Raw genomic sequence first — 14,335 nt, forward strand, 5'->3', positions numbered from 1 at the left:
ACGAAAGGTCAACATGCACACCACCACCGCGGGTTCGACGACCGCCCGCGATCTGCTGCACAGCCTGGTGGACCATGGCTACACCCTTGCGACCGGAGTCCCCTGCAGCCTGCTGACGGGTGCGTTCCGGCTGCTGGAGGAGCCGGGCGACGACGCCCGGCTGGCCGGTCTGCGCTACGTCCCCGCACCGCGCGAGGACAGCGCCATCGGCATCGCCTCCGGGGCGGTCGTGGCCGGCGAGCGGGCCGTGGTCCTGATGCAGAACTCCGGGCTCGGCTACAGCCTGAACGTCATCACCTCCCTCAACCTCATCTACGACGTGCCGGTGCTGCTGATCGTCAGCTGGCGCGGCCACGACGGCAACGACGCCGTCGAGCACGACGTGATCGGCGCCGAACTCCTGAACCTGCTCGACCTGTTCCGGCTGCCCCACACCGTCCTGGACCCCACGGACCCGGCCGGTTCCGTCTCCACCGCGATCGACCAGATGGACAAGGAGCAGCGCTGCAGCGTGCTCATCGTCCGGGAAGGCATCTGATGCCCGCACCGCTGCTCACCACCCCCTCGCTCAGCCTCTCCGAGGTCGTACGGGAGATGCTCGCCCGCCACCCGGACGCCCTGACCGTCTCCACCTGCGGGTTCACCAGCCGCGAGCTGTTCAACGCGGCGGATCGGCCGGAGAACTTCTACCTGGTCGGCTCGATGGGCATGTCGGCACCGGTCGCGCTCGGCCTGGCCCTTGCCCGGCCCGACCGCACCGTGATCGCTCTGGACGGCGACGGCTCGCTGCTGATGAACCTCAGCGTGCTGCCGCTGGTGGCCGCCTCCGGCACGAAGCTGCTGCACGTGGTCGTCGACAACGGCATGCACGAGAGCACGGGTGGTCAGGCCACCGTGCAGCGCTCCGACTTCGTGGCGCTGGCCCTGGCGGCGGGCTACCGCAGTGCCGTCCGCGTCGAGACCTCCGCCGAGCTGAGCGCGGCCGACCTGACCGCCGCGCCGGCCCTGCTGCACGCGATCACCGGACCGCGCGCCGACGGCCCCGGCCGGCGCGTGACGCACACCCCGCAGGAGATCGTCGCGCGCGTCCGAGCGGCGGCCAACCGCCCGACGCTCTGACGCTCCGCCAACTTCCTCCGCCCCCACCGAACTTCCCAACTTCCTCCTGAAGGAGAATCACCGTGTCGAAGACCCGTGCACTGCGCGACGCACTCAACGGCTCCGCGATCACCCGCTTCATGGGCGCGCACAGTGCGCTGAGCGCCAAGCTTGGCGAGGAGGCGGGCTTCGAGGCGATCTGGGCCAGCGGTCTGGAGATCTCCGCCGCCCGCGCGCTGCCGGACGCGAACATCCTCTCCATGGCCGAGTGTCTGGAGGCCGCCGACGAGATCGCCGGCGCCGTGGACATCCCGGTGCTGGCCGACTGCGACTCCGGCTTCGGCGGCGTCGGCAACGTGGTCCACATGGTCCGCTCCTACGAGTCCCGTGGCCTGGCCGGCGTCTGCATCGAGGACAAGCAGTTCCCCAAGATGAACAGCTTCGTCGAGGGCAACCAGGACCTTGCCCCCATCGGTGACTTCGCCGCGAAGATCACCGCCGCGAAGGAGGCCCGCCGCGACAAGGACTTCGTCGTCGTCGCCCGAATCGAGGCCCTCATCGCCGGCGCCGGGCTCGAGGAGGCGCTGCGCCGCGCGGTGGTCTACGAGGCCGCCGGCGCCGACGCGCTGCTGATCCACTCCAAGCGCGCCACCCCCGAGGAGGTCTTCGCCTTCCGCGAGGCGTACCAGGGCGTGCTGCCCGTCGTCGTCGTGCCCACCACCTACCCCCAGGTGACCGCCACCGAGCTGACCGAGCACGGCTTCGGTGGGGTGATCTACGCCAACCAGGGGCTGCGCGCCTCGATCACCGCGATGCGCGACGTCCTCGCCCAGATCGGTGGCTCCGGTTCGACCTCTGCGGTGGAGGGCTCCATCGCCTCCCTCAAGGACATCTTCGCCCTGCAGAAAGTGGACGAGCTGCTCGCCCGCCAGAACCGTCACGACGAGCTGACCGCCACGTACTCCGCCCTCGGCTGATCCCGACCGACCGAGAGAAAGGATCATGATGGAGCCTCGCCGAACCGCCGGCAGCCGTGTCGTCGCGGACGTTCGCAATTTCATCGCGGACCAGTGGTGTGACGCCGAGTCGGCCCGCACCCAGGAGAACCGCAACCCCGGCGACCTCGCGGAACTCGTCAGCCGAAGCCCCGATTCCGGCCCCGCTGACGTGCTGGCAGCGGTCGCATCCGCGGAAAGCTCGCTGGCGGCCTGGCGATCGCTCGGTCCGATCCGGCGTGGAGAGATCGTGCTGCGCGCCGCCCGCCTCCTCGCCGAACGCCGCGAGGAGTTCGCCGAGGCGATCACCCGCGAGCAGGGCAAGCTGCTGCGGGAGGCGCGCGGCGAGGTCGACCGCACCGTCTCGCTCCTGGAGTACACGGCGGGCGAGGGCCGGCGCCTCGGCGGCACCACCCTGCCCGCCGACGACCCACGCACCCTGGCGCTGACGCGGCGCGAGCCCATCGGCGTCGTCGGGCTGGTCACGCCGTGGAACTTCCCGCTCGCGATCCCCGCGTGGAAGGTCGCGCCCGCCCTGCTCTCCGGCTGCACCGCTGTCCTCAAGCCCTCCCCGCTCACCCCGCTCACCGCCTCGCTGCTGGTGGAGTGTTTCGTGGCGGCCGGCGCCGTGGGCGGCGTGCTGAACCTGGTGCACGGCGGGCGCGAGGTGGGCGAGACCCTGGTCAAGGCCCCTGCCGTGGCCGGGATCTCGTTCACCGGCTCGGTCGAGGTGGGCCGGGCCATCCACACCGCGGGTGCGCCGCGCTTCCTGCGCACCCAGCTGGAGATGGGCGGCAAGAACGCCGCTCTGGTGCTCGCCGACGCCGATCTCGACCTGGCGGCCGACGCGATCGTGGCAGGCGCTTTCGGACAGGCGGGGCAGCGCTGCTCCGCGACCAGCCGCGTCGTCGTGGACCGCGCGGTCCACGACGAGCTGGTACACCGCCTCGCCGAGCGCGCGGCCGCGCTGCAGGTGGGCAGCGGCCTGGACGACGGCTCGCAGGTCGGGCCGGTGGTCAGCGAGGGCCGGCTGCAGGCCTGCCTCGACGGCACCCGGCACGCGCTCGCGGAGGGCGCGGTCGCAGTGACTGGCGGCGAGCGCCGCACGGAGGGTGTTCCGGACGGCTGGTTCATGTCTCCGACGGTGCTGGACCGCGTCCGCCCTGAAAGCTACATCGCCCAGGAGGAGATCTTCGGCCCGGTCCTCTCGGTGATCGAGTGCGATGGTTTCGACGACGGCCTGCGCATCGTCAACTCCGTGCGCTACGGCATGGCGGCGGCCGTCTTCACCGCCGACGCCTCGCTCGCCTTCGAGGCCCTGGAGCGGGTCGACGCGGGCATGCTCCATGTCAACCGTCCGGGCGTGGGTGCCTACCCGCACATGCCCCACATCGGCACGAAGCAGTCCCAGTACGGCCCGGCCGAATGCTCGCCGCAGGTCTGGGACTTCTACACGGAGTGGCGCACCGCCTGCATCCGCTACTGAGGGCCCAGCCCGCCCGCTGCGGCGAGGGCGGGTTGGCGCACCCCGGCGTACGACCGTGGTGCACGGCGCGCGCCCCGGTGAGAGGGGCGTGCGCCGGACAGAGTCATGCACCGGGGCGATCACACCCAGAAGGAGAGTGCTACCGGAACGGTGAATGCCGGGCAAAGCTGGGTAAATCCCTGACGGACCCGGAGAATTCGTGCTTCTCTGCTGCTGAATCTCCAGCCGGAATCCTTCCTTCCACGGTCGGCCGCGCCAGGGACCGCACAGCCTCGAACAGCCCCGCCACCGTGCCGGGCCGGATGCTGACGGCGGGCGCGCACGGAGCTGAAACGCGGAGCCCAGCATGCTCACCACACTGCAGACCTCCTACACGGACACCCGGGCCGGTGACCTGGCCTGGTGCCTGGGCGGCAGTCCGCTGCCCGCGCTCGCGGTGCGCGACCTGAGACTCGACCGCCTCGGCACCGGCCGGCTCTCCGGCGGGACACTGCAACTGAGACTGCTCGGGGCCTCCCACCAGGTGATCCTGGCGGCCGGCCCCGGCGAGTGCCTGGAGACGGTGGCCTGCCTGCCCGGCCGCCGCACCCCGCTGCCCGCCCGGGTGGCCGAACAGGTCGGCGGTTGGGAGTACGAGTTCGCGGCCCGGATCGAGGAGCTGCCGCCGCACGTCTTCGCCGCACGCGCGCAGGAGCTGCTGGCCCTGGTCGAGGGCCATCCGAGTGCACTGGCCGGGGTGTTCCCCGGCGACCCGAGCGCCTTCACCGCGCTGGTCGCCAACGGCGACGAGCGCCGGGTGAACTGGCGGACCTGGCACGCCTATCCGCAGGAGGGCCGACTGGTCTGCACCCGGTCCTCACTGACGGTCTTCGGAAGTCCGTCCGAGCCGGACCCGAGTGGTGGTAGCCCATGTTGATGAAACGTCAATTCAGTGCACGGCCCTGTCCGTCGAATGGGCGCAGCGGTCGGCCCCCCACCTCGCCTAGCGTTTGTTCGTGATCAACCATCCGGCGGGCCAGCCCGTCCAGCCGAGCACCGAGGACCTGGCCGGACTGGCCGGGATCGGTGCCCGCGCGGTCCGGGCCCGGGGCGCCGCCGGTGGCCGCGACCGCCGTCGGCCGGGCCGGGGCCGGGGCCGGGCCCGGCCGGCCCGGCTGCTGGTACTGCTCGCGGCCTTCGTCTGTGCGGCCTGCGGCCTGGTGTACGAACTCGAGTTGGTGGCGCTGGGCGGACATCTGATCGGCGACCCGATGACCCAGACCTCGGTCGTGCTGTCCGTGATGGTGTTCGCGATGGGCGTCGGCTCGCTCTCCGCCAAACGGCTCACCCGCCGCCCCGCCACCTCCTTCGCGCTGGTCGAGTGTGCGCTCGCGCTGACCGGCGGGCTCTCCGTCCTGCTGCTCTACTCCGCCTGGGCCTGGCTGGACCGGTACGGTGCCACGATGGCCGGGGTGGTCGGCACCACCTTCCTGATCGGGGTGCTGATCGGCGCCGAGATCCCGCTGCTGATGACCCTGATCCAGCGGATCCGCCGGGAGGACGCGGGCCGGGCCGCCGCCGACCTGTTCGCCGCCGACTACGTCGGCGCGCTGGTCGGCGGGCTGGCCTTCCCGTTTCTGCTGCTGCCGCTGCTCGGCCAGACCAGCGGGGCGCTGCTGACCGGCGCGGTGAACGCGGTGGCCGGGGCCGCCGTGGTGCTCTGGCTGTTCCGGGACGAGCCCTCGCCCCGGACCAGACTGCTGCTCTGGGCCGGCTGCGGCCTGGTCCTGGTGGTGCTCGCGGTGGCCGCCGCCTTCACCGGTGTGATCGAACGGGCCGCCCGGAACGCGCTGTACGGCGCGCAGGTCCGGCTGGCGATCCAGAGCAGACACCAGGAGATCGTGCTCACCGGGTCCGCCACCGGCTCCGATCCTGAGGCCCGGGTGCCGCCACAGCGCGCGCCGCTGGAGCTCTACCTGAACGGGCGGCTGACGGTGTGCGGCCCCGACGAGTACCGGGAGCACGAGGCCCTGGTGCACCCCGCGCTCGGCAGCGGACCGGTCGGCCGGGTGCTGCTGCTCGGTGGCGGGGACGGCATGGCACTGCGCGAGGTGCTCGGGCAGGCCGCTGTCCGGGACGTCACGGTGGTCGAACTCGATCCGGCGGTACCGGAGTTGGTCCGCCGGGACGCGGCGCTGTCCGCCCTCAGCCGCCGCTCGCTCGAGGACCCCAGGGTCCGGCTGGTGACCGCCGAGCCGCTGCACTGGCTGCGCAGCGCGGGCTCGTACGACGTGGTGCTCTCCACCCTGCGCGGACTGCCGTACGACTCCCGGGAGTTCTACGGTCTGGCGGCCAGGGCGCTGGCGCCCGGCGGGCGGCTGGTGGTCCGTACCGACACCGTCTGGTCCACCGAGGCCACCGTCCGGGCGGTCGGGCTGCACACCGTCCCGTACGCCGCCGCCGACGGCACCCGGAGCTGCCCGGCCGGGCCCCGCAGTCCTGAGACCTTCGTGCTGGCCGCCCGGACCCCGCCGAGGCTGGCGCTGGCCGCCCCGACCCGCTCGCTCACCACCGAGAGCCTGCTCGGCGCCGCCGGCCGACTCGCCGCGCAGCGCCCCGAGCGGGTGCCGGAGCCGCGCAGCCTGCTGGACTGAACGGGCGTGGAGCAGATCGACCTGACCGGATGCTCTCCGTCCGGGGGCCGGGTCGGTAGGCTCGCGGGCATGGAGCATGAGGTTGTCGTCCAGCTGCCGGCCACCGTCGTCCAGCAGGCGCTGCGGGACCGGGATCTGCTGGTGCGCTGCGTCCCCGGCCTGAGCATCGAGGCCGAGGCCGCCGGTGACGAGCTGGCCGGGCGGCTGCGGCTGCGGATCGGTGGCTCGACCATCACGTACAAGGGTGTGCTCTCACTGATCGAGGGCCGCGAGGGTGTGCTGACCGCACTGGCCGAGGGCCAGGAGTCCCGGGGCAGTGGCGAGGTGACCGCGACGGTGCGGATCTCGGTGCAGCCCGGCGCGGACGACGCCGGCAGCGCGCTGCACTTCACCGCCGACCTGACCGCCACCGGGCGGCTGGCCGAGTTCGACGCGGTGGCCCTGGGCACGGCGGGCCGCCGCTTGCTGGACCGGTTCGCCAACGACCTGGCGGCCGAGGTGAGCGGCGCCGAACCGGAGGCCGCCACCGTGCTCTACCTGGAGGACCACGCGGCCGGCTTCTCCACCGAGCTGGACGACGACCTGGCCGACCTGATCGCGTTCGGCGACGAGCCGACCGGGCCCGCCGAGCCGGTCGAGCCTGCCGAGCCGACCCGGCAGCCCGTCGAGGACCCGGCCCTGGAGTACCTGACCGGCGACAGCGGCAGCGGGCCGGTCCGGCGCAGCATCGTCGGCCGGTCCGCCGAGGAGGTGGACCACGCGCCGCCGCGCGGCCGGTACGCCCCCGCGCTGCCCGCCCGCAGCGCCCGGGCCAGGGCCGCGACCCGCTGGAGCGGCCCCGAGCAGCTGCCGCAGCACGACCGCACCGCGCTGCCCTGGATGATCGGCGGCGGAGTCGCGCTGATCGGCGGCGCCGTGGTGCTGGTCCGCGCCCTGCGAAAGCGCTGAACCCCCCTCCCCGTAGACTCAACGCCCATGAGCAACGACCGCGACGCCCTGCTGGCGCAGATCAAGGACAAGGCCGTCGTGCACGGCAAGGTCACCCTCTCCTCCGGGCTGGAGGCCGACTACTACGTCGACCTGCGCCGCATCACGCTGGACGCCGAGGCGGCGCCGCTGGTCGGCAAGGTCATGCTGGACGCCGCCGCCGAGCTGGAGTTCGACGCGGTCGGCGGGCTGACCCTGGGCGCCGACCCGGTGGCGGCCGCGATGCTGCACGCCGCCGCCGCGCGCGGCCGGAAGCTGGACGCCTTCGTGGTCCGCAAGGAGGGCAAGGCGCACGGCCTGCAGCGCCGGATCGAGGGCCCGGACGTGAAGGGCCGCCGGGTGCTGGCGGTCGAGGACACCTCCACCACCGGCGGCTCGGTGCTCACCGCGGTCGAGGCGCTCCGCGAGGCGGGCGCCGAGGTGGTCGGTGTCGCGGTGATCGTGGAGCGCGGTGCGGCCCCGGCGATCGAGTCGGCCGGCCTGCCGTACATCACCGCCTACACCCTGGACGACCTCGGTCTCTGACGGTCCGACAGCACGGACGCCCGGTGTTTCACGTGAAACACCGGGCATCGTCATAGCGTGAGAAATCGGACATTTCATGGCAGGGTCGCCCCATGGCGACTCCCTCCTTCGAAGACACCGAAGACTTCACCGACGCCGACCGCGGTTTCCTGGAGGCCCTGGAACCCGCGATCGTCACCGACGCGACCGGCCGGGTGGTCTGGGACAACGACGCGTACGCCTTCCTCCAGAAGGACTGCCCGGAGACCGCGAACCCCAGCCTCTGGCGGCAGAGCCAACTCAGCGCCCGGCAGGGTCTGTTCAAGGTCACCGAGGGCATCTACCAGGTGCGCGGCCTGGATCTCTCCAACATGACCCTGGTCGAGGGCGACCAGGGCGTGATCGTGATCGACCCGCTGATCTCCGCCGAGACCGCCACCGCCGCGCTGGCGCTGTACCGCCGCAACCGGGGCGACCGCCCGGTCACCGGCCTGATCTACACCCACTCGCACGGCGACCACTTCGGCGGCGCCCGGGGCGTCGTCCCGCACGGCCACGAACCGGTGCCGGTAATCGCCCCGGTCGGCTTCCTGGAGCACGCGGTCAGCGAGAACGTGTACGCCGGCAACGCGATGACCCGACGGGCCGTCTACATGTACGGCGCCGGGCTGCCCAAGGCCCCCGACGGCCAGATCGGCACCGGGCTCGGGATGACCACGTCGACCGGCACCATCACGCTGATCGCGCCCACCGTGGACATCACCGAGACCGGCCAGGAGGAGGTGGTGGACGGCGTCCGGATCGTCTTCCACCTCACCCCCGGCACCGAGGCCCCGGCCGAGATGAACTTCCACTTCCCGCAGCGCAACGCCCTCTGCCTGGCCGAGAACGCCACCCACAACATGCACAACGTGCTGACCCTGCGCGGCGCGGTGGTCCGGGACGCCCGGGTCTGGGCGCACTACCTGGACGAGGCCTGGCAGCTCTTCGGCGAGGACACCGACGTCTCGTTCGCCTCGCACCACTGGCCGACCTGGGGCCGGGAGAAGATCGGCGAGTACCTCACCAAGCAGCGCGACCTCTACGCCTACCTGCACGACCAGAGCCTGCGCCTGCTGAACACCGGACTGACCGGCCCGGAGATCGCCGAGGAGATCACCCTGCCGCCGGCCCTGGAACAGACCTGGGCCCTGCGCGGCTACTACGGCTCACTCAGCCACAACGTGAAGGCGGTCTACCAGCGCTACATGGGCTGGTACGACGGCAACCCGGCCAACCTCTGGCCGCACCCGCCGGCCGAGCAGGCGGCCCGCTACGTCGAGCTGCTCGGCGGCCCGGACGCGACGGTGAGCCGGGCGCAGGAGTACGTGGCCAAGGACGACCTCCGGTTCGCCGCCACCCTGCTCAACCACGCGGTCTTCGCCGATCCGAAGCACTCCGGCGCCCGCGAGGCACTCGCCGCCGTCTACGACCGGCTCGGCCACGGCGCCGAGAACGGCACCTGGCGGAACTTCTACCTGACCGCCGCGATGGAGCTGCGCGGCACACCCGCCACGGTGGACCTGAAGACGACCAACCCCGAGATGGCGATGGCCCTGACGGTCGATCAGCTGATCGACTCGCTGGCGGTCCGGGTGAACGGGCCGCGCGCCTGGGACACCCCGCTCACCCTCGACTGGATCTTCACCGACCAACAGCGCGGCTGGCGGCTCACCCTCTCCAACGGCGCGCTGACCCACCGCAGCGCACCGGCCGGGCAGTCGCTCGGCGCGGGCGGGGCCGACCTGACGCTGACCCTGACCAAGCCTCAGCTGCTCGGTCTGCTGGCCGGCCAACAGCCGGACGGGATCGAGCGGTCCGGCGACCCGCAGGCGCTGGCCCGGCTGTTCGCCGTGCTGGACACCCCGGACCCGAACTTCGCGATCGTCACGCCGTAGACATGCCGAAGGGGGCCCCGCCCGGGGCCCCCTTCGTCGTGCGTGTGCTCAGCCCTTGCGGTGCCGGCCGCTGGAGACCGGGTCGCCGCTCTCCGCGGCGGCCGCCCTCTTCTTCTTCCGCTCGCGCAGCACCTCGAAGATGATCGGCGAGACCGAGACCAGGATGATCAGCGCCATCGCCGGGATCAGGTACCGGTCGATCACCGGCGCGAGCTGGTCACCGGTGAAGTAGCCGATCAGCAGCATCGACTCGGTCCACAGCACCCCGCCGACCACGTTCCAGACGAAGAAGGTCTTGGCCGGCATCTCCAGGGTCCCCGCGACCGGGTTCAGGAAGGTGCGGACGATCGGGATGAAGCGGGCCAGCACCACGGCCTTGGCCGGGCCGAACTTCTCGAAGTACTCCTCCGCCTTCACCACGTACTCGCGGCGGAAGATCTTCGAGTTCGGCTTGTCGAACAGCCGCGGGCCGACCCTGGCCCCGAAGTAGTGCCCGAGCTGGGCCCCCGCGACGGCGCAGACCGGCGCGCCCACCAGCAGCAGCGCGATCGACATCTGGGCGCCCTCGCCCAGGACGGAGGAGGCGGCCGAGGAGGCGGCCACCCCGGCCAGGATCAGCAGCGAGTCGCCCGGGAAGAAGAACCCGACCAGCAGGCCGGTCTCGGCGAAGATGATCGCCAGAATGCCGATCGCACCCACCGATGCGACAAGGGCTTTGGCGTCAAGCAGATTGACGGCGAGCTGGTTGTAGTCCACGGGCGCAGGATAGCGCCCCCGCCTTACGAGAGGCTCAACGTCCCTCCCGTACCGGCGCCCTCGACCCCCTCTCCCGCCGCCGTCCGTCCCAACCAGCGGGCCGTGGGGTGACCCGGGGCGGGAGTCTGGGAAGATGGCACAGGTGTCCGGCCCGCGGTAGCGCCCACCCTCAGTGCACACCGCGACGGACTCCGTCGAACCGAGGTACCACCAGCCGCACCGCAGAGCCGCGTCGGCGTTCCCGGTACCGCGCGTCGTACCGAAGGCGTACCGAGCGTCGGACAGGTCGTCCGTACGCCGAGCACCGACAGGAGCGGATTCGCATGCCCATCGCAACTCCCGAGGTCTACAACGAGATGCTGGACCGGGCCAAGGCGGGCAAGTTCGCCTACCCGGCCATCAACGTCACCTCGACCCAGACCCTGCACGCCGCGCTGCGCGGCTTCGCCGAGGCCGAGAGCGACGGCATCGTCCAGATCTCCACCGGTGGTGCGGAGTTCCTGGGTGGCCAGCACAGCAAGGACATGGTGACCGGCGCCGTCGCGCTCGCCGAGTTCGCCCACATCGTGGCCGCCAAGTACGACGTCACCGTCGCGCTGCACACGGACCACTGCCCCAAGGACAAGCTGGACGGCTACGTCCGCCCGCTGCTCGCCATCTCCGCCGAGCGCGTGAAGAACGGTCAGAACCCGCTCTTCCAGTCGCACATGTGGGACGGCTCGGCCGAGACCCTGGCCGACAACCTGGCCATCGGCCGGGAGCTGCTGGCCCAGGCCAAGGCCGCGAAGATCATCCTCGAGGTCGAGATCACCCCGACCGGTGGCGAGGAGGACGGTGTCTCGCACGAGATCAACGACGAGCTGTACACCACGGTGAACGACGCCGTCCGCACCGCCGAGGCGCTCGGCCTGGGCGAGCAGGGCCGCTACCTGCTGGCCGCCTCGTTCGGCAACGTGCACGGCGTGTACAAGCCGGGCAACGTCGTGCTCAAGCCGGAGCTGCTCCGCGAGCTGCAGGACGAGATCGGCAAGCAGTACGGCAAGAAGGACCCGTTCGACTTCGTCTTCCACGGCGGCTCGGGCTCCACCGCCGAGGAGATCGCCACCGCGCTGGAGAACGGCGTCGTGAAGATGAACCTCGACACCGACACCCAGTACGCCTTCACCCGCCCGATCGTGGACCACGTGTTCCGCAACTACAGCGGCGTGCTGAAGGTCGACGGCGAGGTCGGCACCAAGAGCACCTACGACCCGCGCACCTGGGGCAAGCTGGCCGAGGCCGGCATGGCAGCCCGCGTGGTCGAGGCGACCCAGGCCCTGCGTTCCGCGGGTACCCGGATCAAGTAGTCGGTAGTTCCGTACGACGGAGCCCCCTCGACCCTTTCCCGGTCGAGGGGGCTCCGTCATGTCCGGACCGCTACTGCTTCGACTACTGCTTCAGCTCGGCGTACGCCTCGGCGCTGCTGTCCTTGAGGAAGGTCCAGCAGCGGTCGGCCTCCTCGGTCTCCTGGATCGACTCGGCGGCCCGGGCCAGCCCGGCCAGGCAGCGCAGGAAGCCGCGGTTGCCCCGGTGGTCCCACGGCACCGGACCGTGGCCCTTCCAGCCGGCCCGCCGCAGCGAGTCCAGACCACGGTGGTAGCCGGTCCTGGCGTACGCGTAGGACTCGACCACCCGGCCGGCGTCGAAGGCGTCGTCGGCCAGCATCGCCCAGGCCAGCGAGAAGGTCGGGAACGCTGCGGCGACCTGGGTCGGCGAGGCCGACTCCTCGCCCAGCATCCGGTAGGGCTGCTCGTCCTCCGGCAGTCGGGTCGGCTCGGGACCGCCGAGGAGGTTCTGGTGAATGCTCATACCTGCAGTCTGCCAGCCGAGCCGACCGGGTCAACCACGACCGATGGGCGGTACCACGAAGATCCTGTGCCCGGCCACCGGTCGGACAGCACCGCAGGGTCCGGGCCCGGCTCTCCGGAACTGCCGGGGCTGCGGGTATCGTCCTGGTCGACAGTGCGTCAGTTCTATCGGCCGACCAGAGAGCTTCCGTAGTGCGAGCCAACCCCAGCAGCTCCCCCGCCCCGAGCCGTCGGCGCGCCGCCAGCGCGCGGCGGCGGAAGCAGCGGGTACGGCGGCGGCGACGGGTGCTCGCGGTCGGTCTGGTCGCCGTACTGGCCGTGCTCGGCGGTGCCGCCTACCAGCTGGCCGGTGACTCCGACGGGACGCCGGTCGGCGCACCCACCACACAGGCCCGGGCGGTCCCGGCCGCGGAGTCCCCCGTCGCCACCACTCCCCCGCCCGTCGAACCCACACCGACGCCCGCCGCCACCCCGGTGGTCGAGGGGAAGGGCCTCGGCACCTTCACCACCGTCCAGGCGAACGGGCCGGTGGCCGGCAAGGGCGAGACCCTGCGCAAGTACCGGGTGGAGGTCGAGGACGGGATCGGGATCGACGCCGCGACCGCCGCCACGCAGGTGCAGAACATACTGGCGGACAAGCGGAGTTGGACCACCGACGGGAAGAACTCGTTCCAGCTGGTGGCGTCCGGCAGCTACGACTTCACGGTGAAGATCGCCTCCCCGGAGACGGTGGACAAGATCTGCGCCACGGCCGGGCTGGACACCGGCGGCGAGGTGAACTGCAACGTGGACCGCCAGGTGATGGTCAACGTCAAGCGCTGGAACACCGGTTCACCGAAGTTCAGCGGCCCGATCGAGGAGTACCGAGCCCTGATCATCAACCACGAGGTCGGCCACCGGATCGGCCGCAACCACCTCGGCTGCCCCGGCAAGGGCCAGCCGGCCCCGGCGATGATGCAGCAGATCTACGGCCTGGAGGGCTGCGTCTCCAACGCCTGGCCGTACTCGGAGGCCGGCAAGTACCTCAGCGGGCCCGCGCGACCGTAGTCGAGGCACACGGGGCGCACCACCAGGGGCTCGGGGAACTGCGAGGAGATCTGGCGTTCGGGCCACTGCGAAAGCGCCTGGCCACCCACGCACGGATCACCATTTCCGAGGTCGGCGTCGCAGTTCCCCGAGCCCCTGGTGGTAGATGCTGGAGCACCTGCCAGAAGTTCAGCCCATGATCGGCAGGTACTCCGCCAGGTCGCTGCGCTCGCCGCTGGCGTGCACCGCGACGTCGACCACCTCGGCCCAGCTGGTGCGGCCGGTGGCGAGGCGGATCCAGGTGATCGGGTCGGTCTCCACCACGTTGGGCGGGGTGCCCCGGGTGTGCCGGGGGCCGGGGACGGCCTGGACGACCGCGTACGGCGGGATGCGCAGCTCGACCGCACCGCCCGGGACCTGGTCCGCGAAGGCGTCCGCCAGCAGGCGGGTGACGGCGGCCAGGGCCTGCCGGTCGTGCGGGAATTCGGGCCGGTCGAGGGCGGCCGCCAGGTCGTCCGCGTGCACCACCGTCTCGACCAGCCGGGTGACCAGGAAGTCGGTCAGCAGGATCGGCCCGAACCGGATCACGAACCGCCGTGCGGGATCGGCGACTTCGGGCCGCTCCAGGGTCTCCAGCAGCAGGTCGCAGGCGCGGTCGAACTCCTTCGCCACCTCCGCCGGGGAGCCCGCGAAGGCACCCTCCGCGTGCTCCTGCACGGCGGCGTCGATCGCGGCGGCGGCCGTCCTGGTCAGGCCGACCCACTGCACCAGCGAGAGCGGTGCGCCGTCCGGCACCGGCTGCTCCAGGTGCCGGGGCAGCCAGTCCAGGCAGAAGCCCAGGTGCGCGACCAACAGCCGGACGTTCCAGTCCCCGAGCCTGGTGGGCCGGTCGAACAACGCAGCGGCGTCCGGCCGGGCGCACAGCTCGTGCACCACACCGCGCAGCGCCTCGGTCTGCCCGGCCAGGGCGGACCGCACCTTGGCGGAGTCGTAACTACGGGGACGGTTCGCGGAGTTCGCCATTGCGCGAGCGTACCGAAGGGGCGACCCGAACCGGGCCGCCCCT

14 protein-coding genes are annotated in these 14,335 nt (G+C 71.8%); 11 read left to right on the forward strand and 3 right to left on the reverse strand.

Features of this window, described 5'->3' with window-relative positions; translation table 11 throughout:
• Positions 1 to 13 precede the first annotated feature (13 nt).
• From ASC99_RS09870 to ASC99_RS09910, 9 genes are all read left to right on the forward strand, one after another.
• Entirely contained in the window at positions 14 to 538 is a 525-nt protein-coding gene (locus ASC99_RS09870) for a thiamine pyrophosphate-binding protein (protein ID WP_057230337.1), read from the forward strand.
• Entirely contained in the window at positions 538 to 1,119 is a 582-nt protein-coding gene (locus ASC99_RS09875) for a thiamine pyrophosphate-dependent enzyme (protein ID WP_057230340.1), read from the forward strand. Before ASC99_RS09870 ends, ASC99_RS09875 begins: the two co-directional genes overlap by 1 nt.
• Positions 1,120 to 1,181: 62 nt before the next feature.
• The gene (locus ASC99_RS09880) at positions 1,182 to 2,075 is read left to right on the forward strand and encodes an isocitrate lyase/phosphoenolpyruvate mutase family protein (protein ID WP_235502551.1); all 894 of its coding nucleotides are present in this window, start codon (positions 1,182 to 1,184) and stop codon (positions 2,073 to 2,075) included.
• A gap of 28 nt (positions 2,076 to 2,103) precedes the next feature.
• Positions 2,104 to 3,579 carry an aldehyde dehydrogenase gene (locus ASC99_RS09885; RefSeq protein ID WP_057230342.1) on the forward strand — a complete coding sequence of 492 codons (1,476 nt, stop codon included), beginning with the start codon at positions 2,104 to 2,106 and terminating at the stop codon, positions 3,577 to 3,579.
• A gap of 346 nt (positions 3,580 to 3,925) precedes the next feature.
• Complete coding sequence (locus ASC99_RS09890) at positions 3,926 to 4,495, forward strand: DUF2617 family protein (protein ID WP_057230344.1); 570 nt, start codon at positions 3,926 to 3,928, stop codon at positions 4,493 to 4,495.
• A 79-nt stretch (positions 4,496 to 4,574) separates the two neighbouring features.
• Entirely contained in the window at positions 4,575 to 6,212 is a 1,638-nt protein-coding gene (locus ASC99_RS09895) for a spermidine synthase (RefSeq protein WP_369824209.1), read from the forward strand.
• A 69-nt stretch (positions 6,213 to 6,281) separates the two neighbouring features.
• A complete protein-coding gene (locus tag ASC99_RS09900; RefSeq protein WP_082598227.1) occupies positions 6,282 to 7,160 on the forward strand; it encodes an SRPBCC domain-containing protein in 879 nt (292 codons plus the stop codon).
• 27 nt (positions 7,161 to 7,187) lie between these two features.
• The gene (pyrE, locus tag ASC99_RS09905) at positions 7,188 to 7,724 is read left to right on the forward strand and encodes an orotate phosphoribosyltransferase (RefSeq protein WP_057230348.1); all 537 of its coding nucleotides are present in this window, start codon (positions 7,188 to 7,190) and stop codon (positions 7,722 to 7,724) included.
• A 92-nt stretch (positions 7,725 to 7,816) separates the two neighbouring features.
• A complete protein-coding gene (locus tag ASC99_RS09910; RefSeq protein ID WP_057230350.1) occupies positions 7,817 to 9,640 on the forward strand; it encodes an alkyl/aryl-sulfatase in 1,824 nt (607 codons plus the stop codon).
• Positions 9,641 to 9,688: 48 nt separating this feature from the next.
• Here ASC99_RS09910 and ASC99_RS09915 read toward each other — a convergent pair whose 3' ends face one another.
• Positions 9,689 to 10,396: a DedA family protein gene (locus ASC99_RS09915; RefSeq protein ID WP_057230352.1), complete on the reverse strand. Its 708-nt coding sequence runs from the start codon at positions 10,394 to 10,396 to the stop codon at positions 9,689 to 9,691.
• Positions 10,397 to 10,719: 323 nt separating this feature from the next.
• Here ASC99_RS09915 and fbaA point away from each other — a divergent pair, with 323 nt between their 5' ends.
• A complete protein-coding gene (gene fbaA, locus ASC99_RS09920) occupies positions 10,720 to 11,742 on the forward strand; it encodes a class II fructose-bisphosphate aldolase (protein ID WP_057230353.1) in 1,023 nt (340 codons plus the stop codon).
• Positions 11,743 to 11,824: 82 nt separating this feature from the next.
• On the opposite strand, the gene ASC99_RS09925 is transcribed toward fbaA, so the two are convergent.
• Positions 11,825 to 12,244, reverse strand: coding sequence for a DUF3151 domain-containing protein (locus tag ASC99_RS09925; RefSeq protein WP_057230355.1), 420 nt, complete (start codon positions 12,242 to 12,244; stop codon positions 11,825 to 11,827).
• Positions 12,245 to 12,435: 191 nt separating this feature from the next.
• Here ASC99_RS09925 and ASC99_RS09930 point away from each other — a divergent pair, with 191 nt between their 5' ends.
• Entirely contained in the window at positions 12,436 to 13,290 is an 855-nt protein-coding gene (locus ASC99_RS09930) for a DUF3152 domain-containing protein (protein WP_057230357.1), read from the forward strand.
• Positions 13,291 to 13,458: 168 nt separating this feature from the next.
• Here ASC99_RS09930 and ASC99_RS09935 read toward each other — a convergent pair whose 3' ends face one another.
• Positions 13,459 to 14,292, reverse strand: coding sequence for a maleylpyruvate isomerase family mycothiol-dependent enzyme (locus tag ASC99_RS09935; protein WP_057230359.1), 834 nt, complete (start codon positions 14,290 to 14,292; stop codon positions 13,459 to 13,461).
• Positions 14,293 to 14,335 lie beyond the last annotated feature (43 nt).

Origin of the sequence: Kitasatospora sp. Root107, from assembly GCF_001424875.1 — a bacterium.
Taxonomy (GTDB): domain Bacteria; phylum Actinomycetota; class Actinomycetes; order Streptomycetales; family Streptomycetaceae; genus Kitasatospora.

Coding starts and splice junctions, on each gene's coding strand:
- ASC99_RS09870 (WP_057230337.1), top strand. CDS start 14: ATGCACACCACCACCGCGGGTTCGACGACCGCCCGCGATCTGCTGCAC.
- ASC99_RS09875 (WP_057230340.1), top strand. CDS start 538: ATGCCCGCACCGCTGCTCACCACCCCCTCGCTCAGCCTCTCCGAGGTC.
- ASC99_RS09885 (WP_057230342.1), top strand. CDS start 2,104: ATGGAGCCTCGCCGAACCGCCGGCAGCCGTGTCGTCGCGGACGTTCGC.
- ASC99_RS09890 (WP_057230344.1), top strand. CDS start 3,926: ATGCTCACCACACTGCAGACCTCCTACACGGACACCCGGGCCGGTGAC.
- ASC99_RS09900 (WP_082598227.1), top strand. CDS start 6,282: ATGGAGCATGAGGTTGTCGTCCAGCTGCCGGCCACCGTCGTCCAGCAG.
- pyrE (WP_057230348.1), top strand. CDS start 7,188: ATGAGCAACGACCGCGACGCCCTGCTGGCGCAGATCAAGGACAAGGCC.
- ASC99_RS09910 (WP_057230350.1), top strand. CDS start 7,817: ATGGCGACTCCCTCCTTCGAAGACACCGAAGACTTCACCGACGCCGAC.
- fbaA (WP_057230353.1), top strand. CDS start 10,720: ATGCCCATCGCAACTCCCGAGGTCTACAACGAGATGCTGGACCGGGCC.
- ASC99_RS09925 (WP_057230355.1), bottom strand. CDS start 12,244: ATGAGCATTCACCAGAACCTCCTCGGCGGTCCCGAGCCGACCCGACTG.
- ASC99_RS09935 (WP_057230359.1), bottom strand. CDS start 14,292: ATGGCGAACTCCGCGAACCGTCCCCGTAGTTACGACTCCGCCAAGGTG.